The 21,544-nt window shown below is 54.8% G+C and carries 17 protein-coding genes, 2 tRNA genes and 3 pseudogenes; 15 read left to right on the forward strand and 7 right to left on the reverse strand.

The annotated features are described in order from the left end of the window. Positions 1–243: 243 nt before the first annotated feature. Both mgtE and ACG98I_RS12995 read right to left on the reverse strand, forming a co-directional pair. Entirely contained in the window at positions 244–1,608 is a 1,365-nt protein-coding gene (mgtE, locus tag ACG98I_RS12990; RefSeq protein ID WP_394721003.1) for a magnesium transporter, read from the reverse strand. A gap of 1,382 nt (positions 1,609–2,990) precedes the next feature. After that, positions 2,991–3,079 (reverse strand) — tRNA-Ser (locus tag ACG98I_RS12995). Positions 3,080–3,205: 126 nt separating this feature from the next. Between ACG98I_RS12995 and ACG98I_RS13000 the strand changes: the two genes are divergently transcribed. Further along, the gene (locus ACG98I_RS13000) at positions 3,206–3,607 is read left to right on the forward strand and encodes a phage holin family protein (RefSeq protein ID WP_394721004.1); all 402 of its coding nucleotides are present in this window, start codon (positions 3,206–3,208) and stop codon (positions 3,605–3,607) included. A gap of 57 nt (positions 3,608–3,664) precedes the next feature. Here the strand turns inward: ACG98I_RS13000 and ACG98I_RS13005 are convergent, their stop codons facing one another. Continuing rightward, entirely contained in the window at positions 3,665–3,931 is a 267-nt protein-coding gene (locus ACG98I_RS13005; RefSeq protein WP_394721005.1) for a MoaD/ThiS family protein, read from the reverse strand. 23 nt (positions 3,932–3,954) lie between these two features. Between ACG98I_RS13005 and ACG98I_RS13010 the strand changes: the two genes are divergently transcribed. Genes ACG98I_RS13010 through ACG98I_RS13025 form a run of 4 tightly spaced genes read left to right on the forward strand, consistent with a single transcriptional unit; the run spans position 3,955 to position 7,207 of the window. Beyond that, positions 3,955–5,133: a molybdopterin molybdotransferase MoeA gene (locus tag ACG98I_RS13010; RefSeq protein ID WP_394721007.1), complete on the forward strand. Its 1,179-nt coding sequence runs from the start codon at positions 3,955–3,957 to the stop codon at positions 5,131–5,133. Positions 5,134–5,140: 7 nt separating this feature from the next. Then, positions 5,141–5,620, forward strand: coding sequence for a MogA/MoaB family molybdenum cofactor biosynthesis protein (locus tag ACG98I_RS13015; RefSeq protein ID WP_394721008.1), 480 nt, complete (start codon positions 5,141–5,143; stop codon positions 5,618–5,620). Further along, the gene (locus ACG98I_RS13020) at positions 5,610–6,089 is read left to right on the forward strand and encodes a molybdenum cofactor biosynthesis protein MoaE (RefSeq protein ID WP_394721009.1); all 480 of its coding nucleotides are present in this window, start codon (positions 5,610–5,612) and stop codon (positions 6,087–6,089) included. The genes ACG98I_RS13015 and ACG98I_RS13020 overlap by 11 nt, the downstream gene beginning before the upstream one ends. Next, positions 6,089–7,207 carry a ThiF family adenylyltransferase gene (locus ACG98I_RS13025; protein WP_394721010.1) on the forward strand — a complete coding sequence of 373 codons (1,119 nt, stop codon included), beginning with the start codon at positions 6,089–6,091 and terminating at the stop codon, positions 7,205–7,207. The genes ACG98I_RS13020 and ACG98I_RS13025 overlap by 1 nt, the downstream gene beginning before the upstream one ends. 58 nt (positions 7,208–7,265) lie before the next feature. Here ACG98I_RS13025 and ACG98I_RS13030 read toward each other — a convergent pair. Continuing rightward, a tRNA-Ser gene (locus tag ACG98I_RS13030) sits at positions 7,266–7,353 on the reverse strand. Between the two features lie 112 nt (positions 7,354–7,465). Here ACG98I_RS13030 and ACG98I_RS13035 point away from each other — a divergent pair. After that, positions 7,466–8,422, forward strand: coding sequence for an NAD(P)H-quinone oxidoreductase (locus ACG98I_RS13035; protein ID WP_394721021.1), 957 nt, complete (start codon positions 7,466–7,468; stop codon positions 8,420–8,422). Positions 8,423–8,473: 51 nt separating this feature from the next. On the opposite strand, the gene ACG98I_RS13040 is transcribed toward ACG98I_RS13035, so the two are convergent. Continuing rightward, complete coding sequence (locus tag ACG98I_RS13040) at positions 8,474–9,682, reverse strand: aminotransferase class V-fold PLP-dependent enzyme (protein ID WP_394721011.1); 1,209 nt, start codon at positions 9,680–9,682, stop codon at positions 8,474–8,476. Positions 9,683–9,784: 102 nt separating this feature from the next. On the opposite strand from ACG98I_RS13040, the gene ACG98I_RS13045 reads away from it, so the two are divergent. From ACG98I_RS13045 to ACG98I_RS13065, 5 genes and pseudogenes are all read left to right on the forward strand, one after another. Beyond that, positions 9,785–10,678, forward strand: a complete 894-nt coding sequence (locus ACG98I_RS13045) for an ABC transporter permease (RefSeq protein ID WP_394721012.1) — start codon at positions 9,785–9,787, stop codon at positions 10,676–10,678. 8 nt (positions 10,679–10,686) lie between these two features. Beyond that, positions 10,687–11,487 carry an ABC transporter ATP-binding protein gene (locus ACG98I_RS13050; protein WP_394721013.1) on the forward strand — a complete coding sequence of 267 codons (801 nt, stop codon included), beginning with the start codon at positions 10,687–10,689 and terminating at the stop codon, positions 11,485–11,487. Positions 11,488–11,618: 131 nt separating this feature from the next. Continuing rightward, positions 11,619–12,041 (forward strand): XRE family transcriptional regulator, encoded by a 423-nt coding sequence (locus tag ACG98I_RS13055; protein WP_394721014.1) that lies wholly within the window; start codon positions 11,619–11,621, stop codon positions 12,039–12,041. A 158-nt stretch (positions 12,042–12,199) separates the two neighbouring features. Then, entirely contained in the window at positions 12,200–12,667 is a 468-nt protein-coding gene (locus ACG98I_RS13060; RefSeq protein ID WP_394721015.1) for an XRE family transcriptional regulator, read from the forward strand. 584 nt (positions 12,668–13,251) lie between these two features. Continuing rightward, positions 13,252–14,468: pseudogene (locus ACG98I_RS13065) on the forward strand (IS3 family transposase). A gap of 16 nt (positions 14,469–14,484) precedes the next feature. Here ACG98I_RS13065 and ACG98I_RS13070 read toward each other — a convergent pair. Continuing rightward, positions 14,485–15,171: a homocysteine S-methyltransferase family protein gene (locus ACG98I_RS13070; RefSeq protein WP_394721016.1), complete on the reverse strand. Its 687-nt coding sequence runs from the start codon at positions 15,169–15,171 to the stop codon at positions 14,485–14,487. A gap of 277 nt (positions 15,172–15,448) precedes the next feature. On the opposite strand from ACG98I_RS13070, the gene ACG98I_RS13075 reads away from it, so the two are divergent. Genes ACG98I_RS13075 through ACG98I_RS13085 form a run of 3 tightly spaced genes read left to right on the forward strand, consistent with a single transcriptional unit; the run spans position 15,449 to position 18,476 of the window. Continuing rightward, positions 15,449–16,645, forward strand: coding sequence for a glycine betaine/L-proline ABC transporter ATP-binding protein (locus ACG98I_RS13075; RefSeq protein ID WP_394721017.1), 1,197 nt, complete (start codon positions 15,449–15,451; stop codon positions 16,643–16,645). Between the two features lie 3 nt (positions 16,646–16,648). Continuing rightward, positions 16,649–17,521 carry an ABC transporter permease gene (locus tag ACG98I_RS13080; protein WP_394721018.1) on the forward strand — a complete coding sequence of 291 codons (873 nt, stop codon included), beginning with the start codon at positions 16,649–16,651 and terminating at the stop codon, positions 17,519–17,521. 55 nt (positions 17,522–17,576) lie between these two features. After that, entirely contained in the window at positions 17,577–18,476 is a 900-nt protein-coding gene (locus tag ACG98I_RS13085; RefSeq protein WP_394721019.1) for a glycine betaine ABC transporter substrate-binding protein, read from the forward strand. Positions 18,477–19,103: 627 nt separating this feature from the next. Here ACG98I_RS13085 and ACG98I_RS13090 read toward each other — a convergent pair. Further along, positions 19,104–20,240 (reverse strand): annotated as a pseudogene (locus ACG98I_RS13090) (ISL3-like element IS31831 family transposase); the annotation flags it as partial. A gap of 48 nt (positions 20,241–20,288) precedes the next feature. Between ACG98I_RS13090 and ACG98I_RS13095 the strand changes: the two are divergent. Beyond that, positions 20,289–21,522: pseudogene (locus ACG98I_RS13095) on the forward strand (IS3 family transposase). Positions 21,523–21,544: the final 22 nt, after the last annotated feature.

A 21,544-nucleotide genomic window follows, 5' to 3' on the forward strand; every position in this document is an offset into this window, starting at 1 on the left:
AACCCCAAATGCCTTTTGAGACGGAGTTTCGAATCTTCCTGAAATGAAACTCTGAATAAAACCGCGGCTTTTAGAGACCCTGTTCACAGAATGCGGTTAGGAACAACGTACAAAATTTCTTTGCAAAAAGGGAACTTTGGGCGATATCGATATCAAAACTACACCCAAAATTCCCCCCGGCTACGAGCGGAATTACACAGTTGGGACTCGTGTGACCTTTTGGATTCTTGCTAATTTACCCCTTTACAAACCTAACACGGACTTGGCAATGAGGAAGTAAATAATCAGACCAGTTGCATCACAGAACGTGGAGATAAAGGGGTTGGAAAAGACGGCAGGGTCGGCACCGATTGTCTTCGCCAAAATAGGCATGAGACCACCCACCGTTGCGGACATGGTGCAGACTAATAGCAAGGTCAGTCCGATTACTATGCCGATATCAAGGTCATAGACCAACGATGCCAAGATGAACCCGAGCGAGCCCAACAAGGCACCCAACAATAGGCCGACACGTAGCTCGCGCCAGAGCACCTGTAGGAAGTCTTTGGAACGGACATCGCCGAGTGCCAAAGCACGGGTGACCGTCGTTGCAGCTTGGTTGCCGGTATTACCACCGGTGCCCGTCAGCAGAGGGATAAAGAGGGAAAGCACGACAGCGGCGGCGAGGGTGTCTTCGAAAGTATCAAGCACCTTCACCGTCAGCAGCGCCGAGACAGCCAGCACTAATAGCCACACGATGCGTGAGCGCACCAATTTCAGGAGTGGCGTAGACATATACGGCTGCTGCAGTGCTTCGGTACCACCAGCACGCGCGGAGTCCTCAGTGTCTTCTTCCTCCACGATGTCAGCAGCATCATCCCAGGTCAGGATGCCAACAAGGCGACGCGATTCATCCACGATCGGCATCGCCAGATAGTCCAGCGCCATAAACCAACGCGCAGTTTCCTCCGCGTCATCATTCGCATAGGCAAAGACTGGGTCATTCATTAGGTCTTCCACCAGGCGGTTACCGCGAGCAGTAAATAGCGTACGAAATGACACCACTCCGACTAGTCGGCGATCTTTTCGCGTGACCGGCAGTGTGTAGATGGTTTCCAAATCATCAGCGGTTTCACGCACGCGTGCCAGAGCTTCATCCACGGTCATTTCGCGATAGATTTCCGGCACCTCAGGGCTCATGCGCCTGCCGATGCTTCCCTTCGGATACCCCAGTACCACTCCGGTGACATCACGTTCGTCCTTATCCAAAGAACGAAGCAGGCGATCGGCAATCTCTGCGGGGAGCTCATCGAGCAAAGAAACTCGGTCATCTGGGTCTAGCCCATCGAAGAATTCGAAGACCTCAGCATTACCGAGCTCATCAATGAGGTCCGCCTGGTGCGCGGAGTCAAGAGCATCGAAAACTTCAATGGAACGCTGCCGCGGCAGAAGGCGCAACGCCAGCGCCGCACGCACCGCGTTGTGACGCTCAACAAGGGCGATCACATCTTTAATAGGTGTATCCGCCAGAAGCTTCTGTAATCGAGGTGCATCTTTCGGATCGATTGATTTCTCTGTTTTCAGCCAATCTTCCAAAACTTCCATTGACTGTTCGGTCATTTCATTCATGTGCACCTCCATTAGCCACATCGGTCCCGCACGTGATGCAGGATGTGGGAGCAATCTACTCAAGCCCTACCCAGCTTAGACTGCCTCAGAATGAAACGCCGAAAAGCGATTTACGCACTTAAAGCACGCCTTTTAACTAGGAAACAGAAACTATCTGCTCCCATACGAAAAGCGGCGCTTCCCTTACCAATGAAGGTATGGGAAGCGCCGCTGTCACTACAGCTCGGCTAGTCAACCTCTACACGAGGCGACTAGGACTGAATTCCGTGATTCTTAGAATACGTTGGAAGACAGGGTGCCGATAGCTTCGAAGGACTGGGAGCTGAACTCGCCGACGAAGTCAGCAACGCCGGAGAAAACATTGGACAGAAGATCGATGATCTGGGTGAACATATTGCGATCCTTTCAAATAGGTTTCCGCTCGCCATCCGACGAACTTGTACCTCGAGTGTGCAGCGCCGCAGCCCATCAACGCAATCCCCCGGGCTGTCCATTCATAACATCCACCAAGCGCATAATATGCATCGGTAATGAAAATATGTGCCTCAAAAGGCGTTTTCTCAGATCTCAGACGCGTGAATCTCGCAACTTTTAGGGACACAAAATGCCCCAAAACGGGGGTGCCGCTTGAGGTTGACGTCAACATAACCGCTGGCGAAAGGAACCTATCTATCTCCACGGGGACGAATTAAGCGCTAATAATATGCACCACTGACTTAAACCATTAAGCCCATCTTGCACCCGAGTCGACTGTCTTTAACCTGTCACATTGATAATGTCGATACTAGAACACGCACGATCGTTTTGCAATACTTCTGCGTTACTTAGATCGAAAAATTTGTGAACTAGTGTACAAAAGCACTTTCAGAAGTAACGCCAGTCGCGCCCAGACGATGTCTCACGGGCAATCCCTCATGCTGGATAACCATTTCAAGATATGGAACAGCGCCGATGATGCGGACGGAATATTTCCAGAATTAGGAGTTGGAGCTCTCCCAGTACAGGACGCTTTTTGAGGAGATTTACCTAATTAATGCAGATTGAAAATCTAAGCCTCAAGGGAAAGTCACCACCTACACAAACCAGCAATCCCACAGCCTCAATACCAACTCCAGGCGTGCGCGTTTTCCTGGGAAATCCCTGAACAAACGACTCGGAAATGACCCACAGGTTTTTCTAAGATTTCACGGGATTCTCAAATCTCTTAACAAAAGATGACGTGCTCGTGCTCACGTTTCCTAGTTTGTTACTTCCCTTGGACCAACGCTCTTGGTGGGAACAGCACAACGACAACCTGCAGCTAAGACTCAGGCTGAAATAACAAAGAACCAGCGTAAAAAGCATTCACGCTGGTTCTTCGGGGGTTAAATAAACCCCATGAGCGGAGACGAGAGGATTTGAACCTCCGGCCCTTCGTTAAAAGGGCAACTCATTAGCAGTGAGCCCCATTCGGCCGCTCTGGCACGTCTCCTATATTGCCATTGAATAGGCGGTGTTCAGCATACCTGCCACTTCCCTAAGGAACCAAATAGGGGTCGAATTGTGTCACAATTCGAGGTCAGAGGGCACACAGGTTACTACTTTATACTCGGTAAACATGAGCACCATTTGGAACTTCGTACTGAATGTCATCGCGATCGCCGCAGGCCTGTGGGTCATCGTGGAATTTGTCCCCGGAATTGAGCTATCCACCGCACCCGAACAAGAGCTCACTGCCTTTTTGATACTCGCGGTGGTCTTTGTCCTGGTTAACACCATCGTCGCACCAGTCATGCGTGTGCTGGGCTTGCCGCTGACATGTATCACGCTGGGACTTTTCGCACTGGTCATCAACGGACTGGTCCTCATGATCGCAGAATGGCTCTTTAACACCCTGGGCTACCAAGGCTCACAATTCACCGTCGATGGATTGTGGCCAGCAATTATCGGCGCCATTGTTTTGGGAATCATCTCCGGCATCGTGAACTTCTTCACCAGCCCTCTGCGTGCGAGAAGCTAAAGGCTTTCGCACGCAACGTTGACCCCCATACGTTAAATCTTTCGTGTGAGCGCAGATTTAACCTCCGGCGAAGGGTGGAAGGACATCGACGCGGAAGACATCGGCAAGCGGTGTGGCTTTATCGCCGGCTTTGCCGTCCAGCAGAAAAGAGCAGCGCTCCAAAACTTCTGCCATGGAAGTACCGGCGCCAGTCGTGCCGGTATAAGTAGTGGACAAATAATTCAGTAGATCGCCCAGCGTTGCCGGGGTACCTGAGCCGCTAATCGATGTGTGGGCACAACCAGCGGCGTCCCGGGCAGCGGCGAAGAAGTGCACGTCAACCATAATTCTTATCCTACAATGAAGATATGACCTCGCCGGAATCTTATCGTGAACAAATAGAACAGCTTCTTTCCTCGCATGTTCACCGCACGAGCATAACGATTCCCATAGCCCAGGCACTCGGGCATGTGACGGCCAATGAGATTACTGCTGAGTTTGATTCCCCACGGTTTAATAACTCGCAGATGGATGGCTATGCCCTCCCGGATGCGGCTGGTGGCACCTTTGAGGTTGCTGCGACGATTGCCGCTGGTGCCATACCGGCGCCACTTGAGGGCAAGGCCGCACCGATTATGACCGGCGCTGCGGTGCCCGCTGATGCCGTGGCCATCGTCCCCGTTGAGCACACGAACCCAGCAGAATTTTTGCACCCCGGTGAAACCATTGATGTACCGGCTGTCGACGCGGGGCAATTTATTCGGAGGCAGGGTTCTGATATTGCTGCGGGAAGTGTCGTCATTCCTGCTGGTACCACGTTGACTGGTGCGGGTATTGCGACACTCGCTTCACAATCTATTACAGAAGTCGATGTCATCCGCCCGGCGCGAATACTCATTTGCACTGGTGGTGCGGAAATTAGCGTAGATAACGCAGATAACAAGGCCACCATTCCCGATGCGAATGCGCCGATGCTGCGCGCCATCGCATCACAGGCCAATATTGAGGTGATTGGGCATGTGCGCACTGATGATGATCCGCAAGCCCTAGCGGCTTCGTTGAGTGATGCAATCACTCAACACCAGCCTGATGCCGTGGTGACCTCCGGTGGAATCAGCGCCGGCAAATTTGAAGTGGTGCGCCAGGTATTGGAAAGCGCTGACCCTAATGCCTGGTTTAACCACGTGGATCAGCAACCTGGCGGGCCACAGGGCATGGCTGTATTTAAAGGTATTCCGTTTATTTGCTTGCCCGGCAATCCTGTATCCACTTTGGTCAGCTTTCGTCTCTTTGTTGCGCCCATACTGGGCCATGCGCCGGAACCGACATTCGCTGTGCTGGCGGAGCCTGCCACAGGAATTGCACACCGTGAGCAGTTTCGCCGCGGACGCATCAGTCATCAACCAGATGGCACGACTATCGCCCACATTATTGGCGGGCCCGGTTCGCATCTGATCAGCCAAGCCGTGGAAGCTACCCATCTCATCCGCATTCCCGTCGACGCCACGCTGAGTGCCGGCGATGCCGTGAAGATCTATGAACTCTAGGAGCGTCATGACACGTACTGGTTTAGTTATTGTTGCCTCAACACGTGCGGCAGCAGGCGAATATGAGGATCGCTCAGGCCCCATTGCGGTGGAGTTCCTGCGCAGACAGGGCTTGGATACCCCAGATGCCGTCATTGTCGCGGATGCCGATATTCAAAGCGCAGTTGATAAGGCTCTGACCGGCACGGATGTACCAGATGTGTTATTAACCTCAGGCGGAACTGGGATTACCCCAGATGATCTCACTGTTGAAGCAATTAACCCGCACATTAAAAAAGAGTTACCTGGCATCGCGGTGGCATTCTGGAATAAGGGCTTGGAATCTGTTGCCACCGCTGCACTATCCCGGTGCATCGCGGGAGTTACTGACCGGACTTTTGTCATGACGCTTCCTGGATCCACCGGTGGCGTGAAAGATGGATGTGCGGTGCTGGAAGGAATTCTGGATCACCTCATCAGCACGTTGAAAGGAAGAAATGACCACTAATCACGACCCTGCTTTTGACCCGGACTATGTTCATGAGCAGACCGGCAAGGTCATCGGCGCGGTGATGGTGACAGATCCGATTGAAAAGATCATCACCCAGGCCCGCGCGGAGACAGCCACCGCAGCCATGGGTGCGGTGGTGACTTTTGATGGCGTGGTCCGTGATCATGATGGCGGCCAAGGCGTTAAGCAGCTGGTTTATACCGCGCATCCCACTGCACAGCAGGAAATTAAGTCTGTCACCGCACGGATTAGCACCCAGCACCCGCACGTACGTTTATGGTGTGCACACCGCACCGGCACGTTGAATATTGGTGATTTAGCTTTCGTGGTCATCGCCGCTTCCGCGCACCGCCGTGAGGCATTTGAGGCTGCCGCCGCGCTTGCCGATGCCGTTAAGGCCGAAGTGCCCATCTGGAAAGAACAGACCCTCAGCACCGGCGGCACGCAGTGGGTGGGACTCGAATAATGTCGACGCTTACTCCGCGAGAAATCTCCCGCTACCGCCGCCAGCTATCCCTGGCGGGTTTCGGTCCAGCTGCCCAAGACAAACTGCATGATGCCCATGTCGCGGTGATAGGCGCGGGCGGCTTGGGATCTCCTGCCTTGCTGTATTTGGCCGGCGCTGGCGTTGGCCAAATTACTATCTTTGATGCGGACGAGGTGGATATTTCCAACCTGCACCGTCAGGTCATTCACACTACAGACCGAATTGGTGTCAATAAAGCAGAATCCGCACGCCTGGCTTTGGCTGCATTAAATCCTGATATCACCATCAACGTGGTTGAGCAGCGCCTGGATGAGCACAATATTATTGACCACCTGCGCGGCGCGGATGTGGTGCTCGATGGCACGGATAACTTTGCCACCCGCTATAACGCTTCATGGGTGTGCGCGGTGCTGGGTATCCCGCACGTGTGGGCATCCATTTTGGGCTTCGATGCCCAGCTCACCGTCTTTTATGCCGATCATGGCCCTATTTATGAGGACCTCTTCCCTATCCCACCCGCACTGGGCTCGGTTCCCTCCTGTTCACAAGCAGGAGTGCTCGGTCCGACCGTCGGCGTGGTGGGCTCAGCCATGGCATTGGAAGCCATCAAGCTCATTACTGATGTGGGCACCCCGCTAATTGGCAAGATTGGTTACTTCACAGCACTTGAGGGCACATGGGAGTACATCCCATTAGTCGGCAACCCCCAAGTTACTGAGCATGTGCGCCAGCGCGGCCCCACCCAGGGCGCGGAAGCTTTTGAAGAACCACCGGCCACAAATGCCGAATCAGAAGAATCCAGCATCCCTGAAGTTGATGATATCCCCGAGAATGCCCTCGTCATCGATGTTCGTAACCCCGATGAGTTCGAGCAATTTTCTATCCCGGGCACCGTAAAATTCCCTCTGCCGCGCATCTTGGACGGCGAAACCCCCGAAGAAATTGCCCACGCACTGGCTGCATCCCGTCCGGTGGTGCTGCACTGCGCCGGCGGTATTCGCTCCGCACGCGCGGTGGAAGCGCTTAATCGACGCGGATTCACCGAAGGACTCTTCTCACTGCGCGGTGGCATCGACGCTTGGTTAGATAAACAATAAAAGTCTGGCATAAACCCCTCATGAGCAGTGGTTTATGCCAGATCATTGTTGAAAAATTTGGCGGAGACGGAGGGATTTGAACCCTCGGTGAGTTTCCCCACGCTGGTTTTCAAGACCAGTGCATTCGGCCGCTCTGCCACGTCTCCGTGCGCTTGAATAATCAAGCACTCCGAAAAGATTACCCGATCGGGCCTTAAAGACTAAAACTGCGTGCCAGATTACTCAAACTTCATTAGCGTGGAGGACATGACTGATTTCATGAAAGCAATCGTCCAAACCACCGAAGGTGACCCGGCCGGTCTCGAACTTCAAGATGTACCTCGTCCTGAGCTGCAACCAGGCGAGGTTCTCGTCAAAGTTAAGGCCGCTGGCGTCAACCGCGCTGATCTCGCCCAGTCGCAGGGCAACTATCCACCACCAGAGGGCGCATCAGACATTATTGGCCTCGAGTGCGCTGGTGAAATCGCTGATGCTGGTGACACGAACCGCACCGTGGGTGAAAAGGTCGGCGCACTACTAGTTGGCGGCGGCTATGCCGAATACGTAGCGGTACCGGAAGGTCAGCTGCTGCCTATCCCTGAGGGCTGGTCTTTCGCTGAGACCGCCGCGGTCATTGAGACGGCCTGCACCGTCTGGTCCAATATCGTGATGGAAGTTGGCCTGACCAAGGGCGAAACCATCTTGATTCACGGTGGTGGCGGCGGCATTGGCCTGATGGCTATCCAAATTGCCAAGGCCATCGGCGCAACCGTTGCTGTGACTGCCGGTTCCGCAGAAAAGTTGGAGGTCTGCAAGTCTTATGGCGCAGATATCCTCATCAACTATAAGGAACAGGATTTCGCTGAAGAGCTGAAGAATCAATGCAACGTGATTCTCGATATCATCGGCGGGCCATACTTGAAGAAGAACATGTTCGCGCTGACTGAAGGTGGCCGCATGGTGACCATCGGCCTGCAGGGCGGCAATAAGGCTGAAATCAACATGGGTGTCATGATGATGAAGGGTCTCTCCCTACACGGCACGACGCTGCGTCGCCGTTCGCTCGAGGTCAAAGCAGAAATCGTGCGTCAGACGACAGAAAATGTGTGGCCAATGCTGGAAGATGGTCGCGTCAAGCACCACATCCACGAAGTCCTTCCGCTGGCTGATGCATCCACGGCACTTCAGCACCTCATTGATAGCTCCCACACGGGCACGCTGGTTCTCGAGCCTTAAGAGCCTAGCGCTATCGCGCAGCTCTTACGTGAAAAACTATCGTGTAATTCCTTAGGCGAGCGAGGCAACGACGCGGATGAGATGCTCGATATCTTGATGGGTATTAAAAGGGCTCAATGACACGGTGACAGCACCGCCGATGTCATCCGCACCCATCTCGGTGAGCAACTCGCTGCGTGGGGTCAGCGTGGTCACCAGATTATTGCCGAACAGGCGCTGGTGAACGGTTTCCGCAGGCACGCCTTGGACCGCGAAAGACAGGCGCGGAATCCGATTATCGGTACGCGCTGCCGCAGCAGCCTCACCCGTGACGCCCAGAATATGCACGGCGGACAAAGTGCCCATGAGCAAATAGAGTTCATCGGCAAGCCCGCGCATGTACCCGGCCACGTCTTGCATCGACTGACGCAGACGCGTGCGGCGAGATCCACGCAATTCATCATCTGGATCACCCAGTTGCGCGAAGTGATCCACTAAAGGACCAACGCCACCAGCAAGACCAGCTGAGATACGCGATTCCAGCTGCTCACGCCCTACGCTCAGACGCTTGAACATCGTGGAATCACGAAATACCAGCGCAGAAATCTCCGGTCCACCCAGCTGCGCCAGATCGATGCCGACGACGTCTGCACCGAGTTCTTCAATATCGATTGGGCGATACGTGGCAAGCGCAGAGACATCGACAAGCGACCATGCTCGTGAGGCATCACGAACGATGTCGGTGATCTCCTGAACCTCGGTCACCGCTCCCAATGTTGCGTGTGCAGCGGTGAAAGACACCAACCTGGTCGAGCCATCAACTAATTCAGTGAACTGATAGCTCGGAAGCTCACCTGTTCCAAGATCGGGCTGCGCCCAACGAATATCCGCAGGAAGATTCAATAAGGATGCCGAGTCAAGGCGCTGCAAAACTACGCTGGAATTGCGGCGCAGCAGCGGCTGAATATTTGCCGCCAGACGCGAATATAAAACGGGCAAACTCGGACCCAAAACCACAGCATCATGATGAGCGCCTGTGAGATCGGCAATAGCCATGCGCGCAGTCGCGATAAAATCAGTGCGTTCCAGCCGGCCAGCCGTCACCGGCGCCGAGTGCGAACCACCAGCTGCCTCAACGGGTGCCACGGCTGGCGACATGCGAAAAGCACGTGCCACACCTGCGGCAACTCGCTCCGCAATCTGCGGCGTATCGTGCGCGTTAAGGTATGTCCACCCGTCTGACAACCCTGAATAAAGGCCGCGCACGCTAGCAACATCCACGTTGAGATCTCCCTCCTGCTGGCCTCATCGCACACTACTCTATACCGCTTTAAGGGCGGGTGAAAACCAACAATCTGGCTCAGTGGCACTAGGGTATTCGGCATGGAGCAAGATAAAAATTCACTCGCCGCGGATATCGCGCGTATGACTGGCACCCCAGAAGGAGAATCCGTACCACCGTCGCACTCGGCGACCTTTGGTGCGGCCTTCAAGGACTTGGTGCAGGGCGCGCGGCAGCGCGAGTTGTGGTTAATGTTGGGCCTGCAGGACATCAAGCAGCGCTACCGCCGTTCCGTTTTGGGACCTTTCTGGATCACCATTGCAACAGGTGTCATGGCGCTCGCTCTGGGACTGTTGTACTCCATGCTGTTCCAGCTTCCACTGGCTGACTTCCTGCCGCACGTCACCGTCGGTCTGATCATGTGGAACTTCATTTCAGGCGCCATTAAAGAAGGCTCCACCATCTTCATTGATAATGAAGGGCTGATTAAGCAGCTGCCCGCACCTCTATCGGTGCACGTCTACCGCCTGGTGTGGCGACAGACGCTATTTTTGGGCCACAACATGATCATTTGGTTGCTGCTCATTATTATCTTCCCTCGCACGCTCGGTTGGGAATTCTTCCTAGTTATTCCGGGCTTGCTGCTGTTGATTGTGAATGGTGTCTGGGTCGCAATGTTCTTCGGCATTGTTGCCACCCGCTTCCGTGATGTTGCTCCACTGCTGGAAGCACTGACCCAGCTACTGTTTTATGTCACGCCGATCGTGTGGACCACCAAGACGCTATTGGACCAAGGTGGCGCTGTGGCAGAGCGCGCCCGCATTGCGGAGATTAACCCGCTTTATCACTACCTTGAGGTTGTTCGTGCCCCACTGATTGGTGAGCCGGTAGCGGCTTATCACTGGTGGATCGTGCTGGCATGTACCGCTATTGGACTATTTGTTGCCATGATGGCGATGCGCCAGTGGCGCTTCCGCGTGAGCTACTGGGTATAAGGAGAACCATGGTTTCCATTGATACGTATAACGCGTGCGTTGACTTTCCTATCTTTGATGCAAAGTCACGCTCCTTAAAGAAAGCCATGCTGTCTTCCGCGGGCGGCGCCATTGGCCAAAATGATGACAATGTTGTTGTGGTCGAGGCGCTCAAAGACATCAATCTTCACCTGCGTGAGGGCGACCGCGTTGGCTTGGTCGGCCACAACGGTGCCGGCAAGTCGACCTTGCTGCGTCTGCTGTCGGGCATTTATGAGCCGACTCGTGGCTCTTCTGAGGTGCGTGGCCGCGTCGCCCCTGTCTTCGACTTGGGTGTCGGCATGGACCCGGAAGTATCCGGATATGACAACATCATCATCCGTGGCCTCTTCCTGGGCCAGACCATCAAGCAGATGAAAGCGAAGATGGATGAAATCGCTGAGTTCTCCGAGTTAGGTGACTACTTGGGAATGCCGCTGCGCACATACTCCACGGGTATGCGCGTGCGCCTGGCCCTGGGCGTAGTGACCTCTATTGAGCCAGAGATTTTGCTTCTCGATGAAGGCATCGGCGCCGTCGATGCCGCCTTCATGGCCAAGGCCCGCGTGCGCTTGGAAGAGCTAGTTAAACGCTCCGGCATCTTGGTCTTTGCTTCTCACTCCAATGACTTCCTCGCACAGCTTTGTAACACTGCCTTGTGGATTGATAAAGGCCAGATCCGCTCCGCCGGTGAGGTTGCCGATGTCGTAGGCGAATACGAGGGTCCAGAGGTTGGAAATTACGTTCGTGATATGCGCGAGCGGTTCGAACGCGAAGATTCTGCCGAGTAGAAAGTCTGAAACTCTATTAATCGTTTTTAACGCTTTATTTCTGCAATAGTGTTTAATTTTTAAAAGGTTTGGTTCAAACCTATTAATCCCCCATGCTCTATTGAGTCCTATTTCAGGAAGAAGATTCCATCATGAAGCGCATCTCTGCCGCTGCAGTTGCAGCAATCACCGCTATTTCCCTGTCTACCGGCGCTGCTGTTGCGCAGGATTTTGGCGGAAGCTCCGCATCCGACCGCGTCATTACTGAAGACTTGATCGGATTCCAGATCGATAATCCTGAGAGCACCACCCTCGGCCAGGAGCCAACTAGCTCTGTAGAGGCAGCTAATAACTCTTCTGAGTCCGTCAAGGAAAATAGCTCCGAAGACACCGCGAATGACGTTATTGAGTCCAGCTGGGGCGCCGGCAAGAGCTCTATCGAGAACGATTTTGAGAACGACGACGCCCCTGGCACCAGCCTGGACACCATCATCGGCGTCGGTGCCTTCGTCGCACTCGCAGCAGGCCTTTACAACCTCGCCCTGCAGGCAGGCATTCAGCTGCCAACCCTGTAATCTCCGGCCCCAAGCCGTATTACCCCCGCGCCGCTCCCCTAAGCGCGCCAAAATAATCACCCGAGTGTGCAAAAGTCTTTACTTTTCAATATTCGGGTGATTTTTGCGTTTGCTGCTGGTTACATGGGTGACGACCATGTCACAAACAATACCTTTTCTTGCCTAAGAGAAGCACCGTTCAGGAAGAAGTACTTATGAAACGCATCATCGCTGCCACCCTTACCGCGGCCACCGCCCTTTCCCTTTCAACCGGCATCGCATCTGGGCAAGGCCTGGACGCCAGCTCCAGAACAGACCGGGGCATAGCACGCGAAATCAACCAATGGCACTTCGAGAACCCCGGGAGCTGGACTGCAGCCAAGAAGCCCACAAGCTCCGTCACTGCGGCACAACAGTCCTCGGAGACCATCAAGGACAATAGCTCCGAAGAAACTCGCGACGAGGTTGTTGAATCTAGCTGGGGTATCGCTAAGAGCTCTCTAGAAAAGGATGTTCAAAACAACGATCCATTTGGAACAAATTTGAACTCAATACTCGCCATCGCTGGCATCATCGCACTTGGCGCAACTCTCTACGGCATCGCGCTCCAAGCAGGATCGCCACTCCCACACATCGCCGCCCAGTAGACACCTAAACCACCTGTCCCAAGGCCCGCCTTCTAGGAAATTAGAAGGCGGGACTCGCCGTTTTACATAGCCAGAATCCCTGACAAGCTGAAACTTGCAAGCACTCTCGAAAATGCGCCATTGAACCGCATCGTAACCGCTGCTATCACTGTCGACTACTGCTGCTGTCGCACAATCATCCACCAGCTCAGATGACCCTAATGACGACCTCAGCGCAGCAACCGAGGAAAGCTCAGTCACCCCACAAAATGAGTATGACGTCAGCGTTCCTCATTGGAATTCGAATGCAGCGGCTCCCAGTTCGTTCACTGATGGAGAAACCGACGCAGAGCCTTCCGAGTCCTCAAAATCCGCATGAGATGGAATCTTCGGGTCCTCTTACGACAATGACGACAACCCGGGCTGGGCACCTAGGTTTACTGCTGATGTACTTGCTGCTGGTTTGATCACATTCGGTATCGCCGCCTTCAACGGATTCATCCCGGGCATTGAAGCAGCAAGCATCCCAACCCTTTAACCAATAGTGAGGTTACCCTCGAGTAGTGGACACCCAATTTGTACGGATTTTGTGTCCGTAGGAGAGGATGTTCATTGTGAGTTCGTCAAGGAAGAAGTACACGCCGGAGTATCGGCAGGAGGCTGCCAGGCTGGTCATCGAGTCGGGGCGACCGATTGCACATGTGGCTAAGGAAATCGGTGTAGCCGAAGGACTCTTAGGCAAATGGGTCAAGCTTGAACGAGAACGTCAAGGCTCGGATGATGGGCGCAGTGATGCCGATATACGAGCTGAAAACGCCCGTTTACGACGTGAATTGGCTGAGGCCAAGATGGTGAATTGAGTTCTTGTCAAAAGCCACCGCCTTCTTCGTGGCGTCGCAACGCGATCGGAAAAATTTGAGCTAATACAGCCAGAGCAAGGCGAACTACAGCATCAAGCGAATGAGCCGGTTATTGCAGGTTTCTCGTTCTGGTGACTGCCAAGTGGGAAAAGTCTCAAGTCACCCGACTGCGCGGCGAGGATAAACATCAGAGATTTCTCGACCAATTGGATAAGCGTATTCATGACATCTGGGAGGATTCCGACGAAGTCTATGGTGCCCCGCGTATTACCGCAGAACTCGCCGAGGACGGGGTCTTTGTTAATCGTAAAACCGTAGCCAAACGCATGCGGATGATGGGTATTGAAGGTATCTCACCCAGGGCTTTTGTTCCCGTGACTACCATTCAATCCAAGCGGAAGTCCACGCTTCCAGACCTGGTGAAACGTCTATTTGATCAAGGTCAGCTCAACGGGGTGTGGATGTCAGATATTACCTATCTACGCACCGGGGAAGGCTGGTTGTATCTGTGTGCGATTCGGGATGGACACTCCAGGAGGGTCTTGGGCTGGGCTATGGATAGTGTGCAGAATTCTCACCTGGTTGAACGTGCATTACGCATGGCTTATACCTTGCGGGGTGATGTACCTGAGGGGCTGGTTTTCTACGCGGATCGCGGTACTCAGTTTACGAGCGAACAACTGTGGCAGGTCTGTCAAGAACTGGGTATTGCTCAATCTGTCGGTCGGACTGGTGTGTGCTTTGATAATGCGATGTCAGAATCATTCTGGTCGACGTTAAAGACCGAATTCTACGACCGGAAGAAATGGGCAACCCGTGATGAGGCCAGGAAGGCTGTGGCTCGCTGGATTGAGATCGTCTACAACCGGCGCCGTCGGCATTCGTCTATCGGGATGATTAGCCCTGTCGATTTCGAGGCCCGGATCGCTGAGCAAGGCGATAAAAAGAAAGCCGCTGCTTAACCACTAAGTAGCTTAACTACGTGTCCACAATTTGCGGGCAACCCCACACCGCGCATGCCCGTGATGGGTCGACGCAATTTACGCCCAGGGCTCCCAGCCGCGGCGACTGGTTGGCAAGCTCAATAACCCGCGAGAGCTTCTCGGGGTCCGCCGCGATGGCGCCGGTAATACTCAGTGCGAATGGCTTGGGCTGTGCTTCAAGAAGCTCAAGCAGTGCAGCGGCCTCATCGACGTTGGGAATGGTCTCCGCAAGGAGGAAGTCGGCGTCCGTATCCGCAAGTATCGCTACCCTGCGGGCATGCCAGCCCTGTAGCTCACCGCGACGCAGATCATAAGCGCCGTCATAGTCCGTCCCCTTCCCCGGACCCGCGCCATAGGGGCCGATGGATGCGGCGACCAGTAAGTCACTGCGCGCAGCGTTCTTATCGGCGGCCACGCGCGCCGCCCCACGGGCCGCCTGGACGCTGCGGCGCAGAAGCTCCTCCGCTTCTTCACCAAGCACATCGAAGGTGACTTGGTAAGAGGCCGCGGTAGCAACCTGCGCGCCGGCGGCGAAGAAGTCGACGTGCGCAGACTCAATGAGCGCGGGGTTCTCACGCAGCACCCGCGCCGACCACAGCGGGCCTGAGATGTCATGCCCTTGTGCTTCAAGGTGGGTTCCGAGGCCGCCGTCGACAAGCATCGGCGCATCACACAGTGCCATGACGCACGAGCCTAGCAGCGCACCGTGCCCACAAGGTCCAGCTCGACAACAGGAAGTTGTTATAGCTTCGTTATTTGCTTGAGATTGGTGGACTCCCACACCGCGTCAGAACCCTAAGTATCCGCAGCACTCAGGCATGGGACTGCACTCTGCACAACACGCGCCGCGAGCGCGCAGTCAACTGCGAAACCTGTCCGCAAGCTGATTTTTCGGTTGAAACAATCTGGATGTCATGACACGGTGGAAGGGTTATCGATTCCCGCAGCAAGGAGGGGAAATGGCAGCGATTACTGCCAAGAATCTGTACAAGGTCTTTGGCAAACATGCCAAGAGAGGGGTGGAATCCCTCAAGAATGGGTCCACTCGTGAAGAGCTCCGCGAGCAGGGCCTCACCGCCGCGGTGATTGACGCCAGCTTTGAGGTGGAACCGGGCGAGATCTTCGTTGTTATGGGCCTGTCGGGCTCCGGAAAGTCCACGCTCATCCGCATGCTCAACGGTCTGTGGGATGCCACCTCAGGCGAGATTTTCATTGGCGACCAAAACTTAGCAGCCATGTCGGAGGAGGAGCTGCGCACTGTACGACGCGACCGTATCTCCATGGTCTTCCAGTCCTTCGCTTTGCTACCCCACCGCACTGTCGGTGAGAACGCGGCGTATGGGCTCGAGATTAAGGGCGTATCCAAGCAAGAGCGTGAGGCCAAGGCAGAGGAAGCCTTGGCAATGGTGGGGCTCGAAGGCTGGGCTGATTCCATGCCAGACGAGCTCTCCGGCGGCATGCAGCAGCGTGTGGGCCTTGCCCGTGCGCTGGCAGCAGATACAGACATCCTGCTCATGGATGAGGCGTTCTCCGCATTGGACCCGCTCATCCGCAAGGACATGCAGGATCAGCTCATTGATCTACAGGCCTCTCTCAACAAGACCATCGTCTTTATTACCCACGATCTCAACGAGGCCATGCGTATTGGTGACCACATCGCCATGATGCGCGACGGCCGGGTGGAACAAATTGGTACCGCCGAAGAGATTTTGCAAAACCCCGCCAATAATTACGTGGCCGACTTCGTTAAGGATGTTGACCGCTCCCGCGTACTCAATGCGGAGAATATTGTCGAGCGCCCACAGAACACCCTTAACGCGAGCCAGGGCCCGCTCACCGCGCAAAAGCTCCTGCGCGAATCTCAAAACTCCTGGCTCGTGGTGCTCAATGCTGACCGCACACCAGCCGGCGTGGTCTGGGAAGAGGACATCGCCAAGGCGGTGCGCAACGGCAACAGTGAGCTGCCACTCGATTCCACGACCACGCATATCGTCCACGAGGATCAGAATATTGCTGATCTCTTCGGATATGCCGCCGACACCACGACCCCTCTGCTCGTTGTCGACGGCAACGGCAAGTTCACCGGTGTTATTCCGCGCGTGACCCTCTTGTCCGCCGCATCGAGTGACATCGACACCACTGGAGAGGAGAACTAAGCCATGGATCAAAACGCATTGCCACGCATCCCCTTGGGCGATTGGGTCTCGGACGGCATTGACTGGCTCACTGATAACGCCGCTGTGCTTTTCGACGCCTTCTCCGCCATCATGAGCTTCCTCATTGACGGTTTCTCAGAGGTGCTCCTCTCCGTCCCTGGCATCATCATGCTCGTCATCTTGGCGTTGTTAGGTTGGTTCTTCCGCTCGCCCAAGTTCGCCATCGGCTCCGCCCTTGGCTTTTTGCTGGTGATGTGCATGCGCCAATGGGACACCATGTTGGAGACCATGTCGCTCGTGCTCATCGCCACTTTGTCTGCCACCATCCTGGCGGTTCCACTGGGCATTTGGGCAGCGCAGTCGAACACTGCCAGCGCGATCATCCGCCCCATCATGGACTTCATGCAGACCATGCCGGCCTTTGTCTACCTCATTCCAGCGGTGACATTCTTCTCTATCGGCGTGGTCCCGGGCATTTTCTCCACGATCATCTTCGCGCTGCCTCCGGGTGTGCGCATGACCGAACTGGGCATCCGCCAGGTGGATAGCGAAACCGTAGAGGCCGGCAAGTCCTACGGCGCAACCAATTGGCAGATCCTCAAGGGCATCCAGCTCCCGCTGGCCGTGCCGACCATTATGGCCGGTATTAACCAGGTCATCATGCTCTCGCTGTCCATGGCGGTCATCGCCGGCATGGTGGGCGCGGACGGCCTGGGTAAGGAAGTGGTCTCCGCCATTTCCACCCTGGATATTGCTCAGGGCGTTGAAGCCGGACTCGCGGTGGTTATCTTGGCCGTCTTCCTTGACCGCCTCACCGCGGCTCTGGGCTCGCTCAAGAGCTACCCGGCCTCGATTCTGAACTTGGTGCGCAAATAGAACCGCGCACCGATAATTTCATACCTCTCACTGCTCAACTCCGAAAGGACATTGCATGTTCTCCCGTAAGATTCTGGCCACCGTCTCTGCCCTCGCGCTGAGCGCTTCCCTCGTGGCCTGCTCCTCTGACTCCTCGGACTCCGCGTCTGGCTCCGACAATGACGGTGACAAGGGCACCATCACCATGGGCTACATTCCGTCCTGGACCGATGGCCTGTCCACTGCCTACCTCCTTCAGAACAAGCTGGAGGAGGCCGGCTACACCGTTGAGCACGAGCAGCTTAACGACGCCGCCGTGGTCTACACCGCCCTCGCTTCCGGCGACATCGACATCTACCCGTCTGCCTGGTCCGAATTCACCCACAAGCAGTACATGGACAAGTACTCCGACAAGGTTGAGGACTATGGCGCCTACTACGAAAATGCCCGCCTGACCTGGGCAGTGCCGGAGTACATGGATGATGTCAACTCCATCGAAGACCTGAAGGGACAGGCTGACCGCTTCGGCGGCCAGGTCGTGGGTATCGAGCCGGGCGCAGGCCTGACCAAGGCCTCCCAGGAGACCATCGAAGGCTACGAGCTGGACGGCTACAACCTGTCCACCTCTTCCACCCCGGCTATGCTTTCTGAGCTGAAGTCCGCTACCGACGCTGAGGAAGACATCGTCGTCACCCTATGGCGTCCGTTCTGGGCTAACGCTAAGTTCCCAGTCAAGGACCTCGAGGATCCGAAGGGCACCCTGGGTGATACCGAGGGTCTGCACTGGCTAGGTCGCGACGGCTTCGAGGAGGACAATCCGGAGGTAGCCGAGTGGCTCAAGGGCCTGAAGCTGGATGATGAACAGTACGGCACCCTGGAAGACCTCGTGGTCAATGAGTACGGCGAAGGCAAGGAGCCGGAGGCCGTCCAGGACTGGCTGGACAAGAACCCGGACGTGGTTGAGGACATCAAATAAACTCCCTCACCTACTCCTCACGCTGAACCCCTAGCGCTGAACCAGCCCCGCATTACCTATCCTGACGTAATGCGGGGCTTTGCCGATCCCGCTGCTTCGCTCCACCGCCCAACCCCACAGGAATAAGTTACTCCAATAGAAGCATTAGTTTTCTTAATCTTTAATTGACCCAAGCGTCCCCACCCGGAACCGTTCACGCTCGTCATCACGCTCCCCGTCGACCAGGCCACTATTGTGCCGATAAGTAAAATCTATGCATTCACAGAAAACATCCATGCCTTTACGAAGAAATAGCCAAGGTTTCAGAAAAAGTTACCCCCCTTTCACCTAAAAGCCCTGGACACGAGGCGACAATCCTAAGTGGCCACCCCCGCAAATCACCCCCGATACCGGAGGTTAAGGACTTAACCTTTCCAAAGTCGGCCCGAAAGTAGGGGAAACCTAAAGAAGCCTAAGAGGCTAAGCACAAACAGCGATAAACATAAGAGGAAAGCTTAAAACTGCTGGTCAGCTAGCCTTTCTGCACCAAAGAGAGCTTTAATTTTAAGTGAAAGTACCGCTCGGTACGCGGCAGGAAAGCCGCCACTTAACTCTGAAGCAGAAAGAGGTGCCCGGGCTCTTCCTGTTTTAGAGTGCATTGATCTTATGGACCAACTGCCCTGAATGGATAAGGCACCGCAGAATGTAGTGGTTCAAATTACGGAAACCTAGAGCAATCCCACGCAAATGCTCCAACCGTCCGTTGATCGCTTCGACCGGACCGTTGGAGACACCAACATCGAAATACGCCAACACATCACCAAGTCGTTTAAACAAACTACGACCCAACTGCGCGAGTTCCTTATTCGGCCCCTTCAACACCCGAAGCTGATCAATAATGGTCCGCATTTTCTTCTTCGCTTCACGCTTATTACCCATCTGATAACAATCAATAATCGCCTGATACGCAAGCCACGCAAGCTTTAACACCTCGTAGTCTTTGTCATACGCCCACAACTGCTCCAAGCTTTCTTGCTGACGAGGACTCAACCACTTGTGCGTGGTCAACAAGGTCTGCCGGTTTTTATACAACGGATCCTGGCTTAAACCACGACGCTGGTATTTCTCCCGCTGGAGGCGTTGCCGGCAGGCGGTGAGCTTGTCACCAGCAAGCCGCACAACATGGAATGGATCCATCACGCGACGAGCAGAAGGAATGAGTTCTTTACTTGCTGTGGCGTAGCCTTGGAGTCCATCCATGGACACGATCCGTATCTGATTGCGGAACTGTTCACCGCGGGAGCCAAGCCAGGACCGTAAAGCATCAGCACTACGACCTGGGACGACATCTAATAACCGGGCAGGACACCGTGGGTCATACCGATGCCCGGTCATATCGACAATCACGGTGACAAACCCATCACCATGCTTAGCCCTATTATGTGACCACTTATGCTCATCCACCCCAATGACATACACTCCATCAAGATGGTGAGGATCGTTATAGACCAGCTCACGGCACATATCGAGGGCTAGTTGGCAGGTTAAATCCCACCCTAGCCCAAGTGCTTTCGCAGTTGCGTGAACACTCATCCGGTCAATAGCAAGGCGTTGCAAAATCCAGCGGGTGACCCGGTGGGTGACCTTTTTACCGTGGTCAGCGCAGCTTAGTTCTGCTTGGAAATACTTTTGCTTACATGTGGGGTTGGTGCAGCGGTAGCGAGGTAGACGGATAAACAGTTTGGTGGGAAACCCGACGATGGGTAAATCAATGAGCATCCGGTGAAGTGTCCCAGGTTTTGTTCCGTTTGAGTAGATGGGAAGATCTGGAACATGCCAAGGAAATTTGACCAGGATGCCAAGGACCGTGTGGTCCGTCTCGTGGAAGACCGCATCTTGGCGGAAAACATGTCGATGCAATCCGCGTGCCAGGCAGTAGCCCCAAAGCTGGGGGTTTCATGGCACACAGTCGTCAATGGACCCAGCAGGCCCGCCGTGCAGGAAACATCCCAGAACCCGTGCCCGAAGATTTGGCTGCCGAAAACGCGAGGCTACGCCGTGAAAATCAAGAGCTCCGCGACACCAATGAACTTCTGAAGGCTGCCTCAGCTTTTTTCGCGTCGGAACTCGACCCAAAACGTCGGAAATGATCCGGTTCATCGATGAATACCGGAGTAGTTTCTCCGTCGAGTTCATCTGTAAGACGTTGAAAAATAACCGGGCTGGTGGGTTTATCACCTCGCGTGGGTATCGCCAATCCAAGGCCCGTGGATTAAGTGCTCGTCGCCTTCGCGATGCTGCGCTGGTTGATCGCATTAGTGCTGTTCATCGGGATAATTACGGTGTTTACGGTGTGCGGAAAATGTGGCATGCGCTTCGCCGTGAAGGAATTGATATCGGTCGTGAACAAACCGCCCGGCTGATGCGCTTGGCCGGTGTTTCTGGCAAAGGCAAAGGCGGATCACCTATCACAACCCGAAAAGCTAACACGCCTGATCTGCGCCCAGACTTAGTCGAGCGTGAATTCAAAGCCCAGGGTCCGAATAAACTGTGGGTGGCCGACATTACGTATGTGCGCACGAAGAAAGGCTTTGTGTATGCCGCGTTTGTCACCGACGTTTACTCCCGACGGATTGTTGGGTGGGCGTTATCAGACTCGATGCGGACCGAAGCACTGCCACTGCAAGCTCTCAACCAGGCGATCGTGTGTGCTGAGGAAACAACAGGTCTCATTCACCATTCGGATCACGGGTCGCAGTATGTCAGCGTGGTCTACAACGAGCGACTTGCCCAGCACGGGATTGCCGCTTCCACCGGAAGTGTCGGCGACTCTTACGACAATGCTCTGGCCGAAAACGTTAACGGCTCCTACAAGAACGAGCTGATCCATACCCGCAGGTGGGATGACGTGATCGAGGTAGAAATCGCGACGTTCGAGTGGGTGTCATGGTGGAACGAGACTAGGCTCCACCAAAGCTTGGGATACCGAACTCCGGTCGAGGTGGAAACCGAATTTTGGAAGCAGACCCCGCCACAGGAAATAATGGAAATCAAGGCAAACGCCTAGGAACAAAACTCGGGGCACTTCA

It is taken from the genome of Corynebacterium sp. L4757, assembly GCF_043673995.1.
In the GTDB taxonomy this organism is placed as follows: Bacteria; Actinomycetota; Actinomycetes; order Mycobacteriales; family Mycobacteriaceae; genus Corynebacterium.

Bases quoted from the DNA above. Each gene is read 5' to 3' on its own strand.
- mgtE (WP_394721003.1), bottom strand. From the start codon at position 1,608: ATGAATGAAATGACCGAACAGTCAATGGAAGTTTTGGAAGATTGGCTG.
- ACG98I_RS13000 (WP_394721004.1), top strand. From the start codon at position 3,206: ATGAGCACCATTTGGAACTTCGTACTGAATGTCATCGCGATCGCCGCA.
- ACG98I_RS13005 (WP_394721005.1), bottom strand. From the start codon at position 3,931: ATGGTTGACGTGCACTTCTTCGCCGCTGCCCGGGACGCCGCTGGTTGT.
- ACG98I_RS13010 (WP_394721007.1), top strand. From the start codon at position 3,955: ATGACCTCGCCGGAATCTTATCGTGAACAAATAGAACAGCTTCTTTCC.
- ACG98I_RS13015 (WP_394721008.1), top strand. From the start codon at position 5,141: ATGACACGTACTGGTTTAGTTATTGTTGCCTCAACACGTGCGGCAGCA.
- ACG98I_RS13020 (WP_394721009.1), top strand. From the start codon at position 5,610: ATGACCACTAATCACGACCCTGCTTTTGACCCGGACTATGTTCATGAG.
- ACG98I_RS13025 (WP_394721010.1), top strand. From the start codon at position 6,089: ATGTCGACGCTTACTCCGCGAGAAATCTCCCGCTACCGCCGCCAGCTA.
- ACG98I_RS13035 (WP_394721021.1), top strand. From the start codon at position 7,466: ATGAAAGCAATCGTCCAAACCACCGAAGGTGACCCGGCCGGTCTCGAA.
- ACG98I_RS13045 (WP_394721012.1), top strand. From the start codon at position 9,785: ATGGAGCAAGATAAAAATTCACTCGCCGCGGATATCGCGCGTATGACT.
- ACG98I_RS13050 (WP_394721013.1), top strand. From the start codon at position 10,687: ATGGTTTCCATTGATACGTATAACGCGTGCGTTGACTTTCCTATCTTT.
- ACG98I_RS13055 (WP_394721014.1), top strand. From the start codon at position 11,619: ATGAAGCGCATCTCTGCCGCTGCAGTTGCAGCAATCACCGCTATTTCC.
- ACG98I_RS13070 (WP_394721016.1), bottom strand. From the start codon at position 15,171: ATGGCACTGTGTGATGCGCCGATGCTTGTCGACGGCGGCCTCGGAACC.
- ACG98I_RS13075 (WP_394721017.1), top strand. From the start codon at position 15,449: ATGGCAGCGATTACTGCCAAGAATCTGTACAAGGTCTTTGGCAAACAT.
- ACG98I_RS13080 (WP_394721018.1), top strand. From the start codon at position 16,649: ATGGATCAAAACGCATTGCCACGCATCCCCTTGGGCGATTGGGTCTCG.
- ACG98I_RS13085 (WP_394721019.1), top strand. From the start codon at position 17,577: ATGTTCTCCCGTAAGATTCTGGCCACCGTCTCTGCCCTCGCGCTGAGC.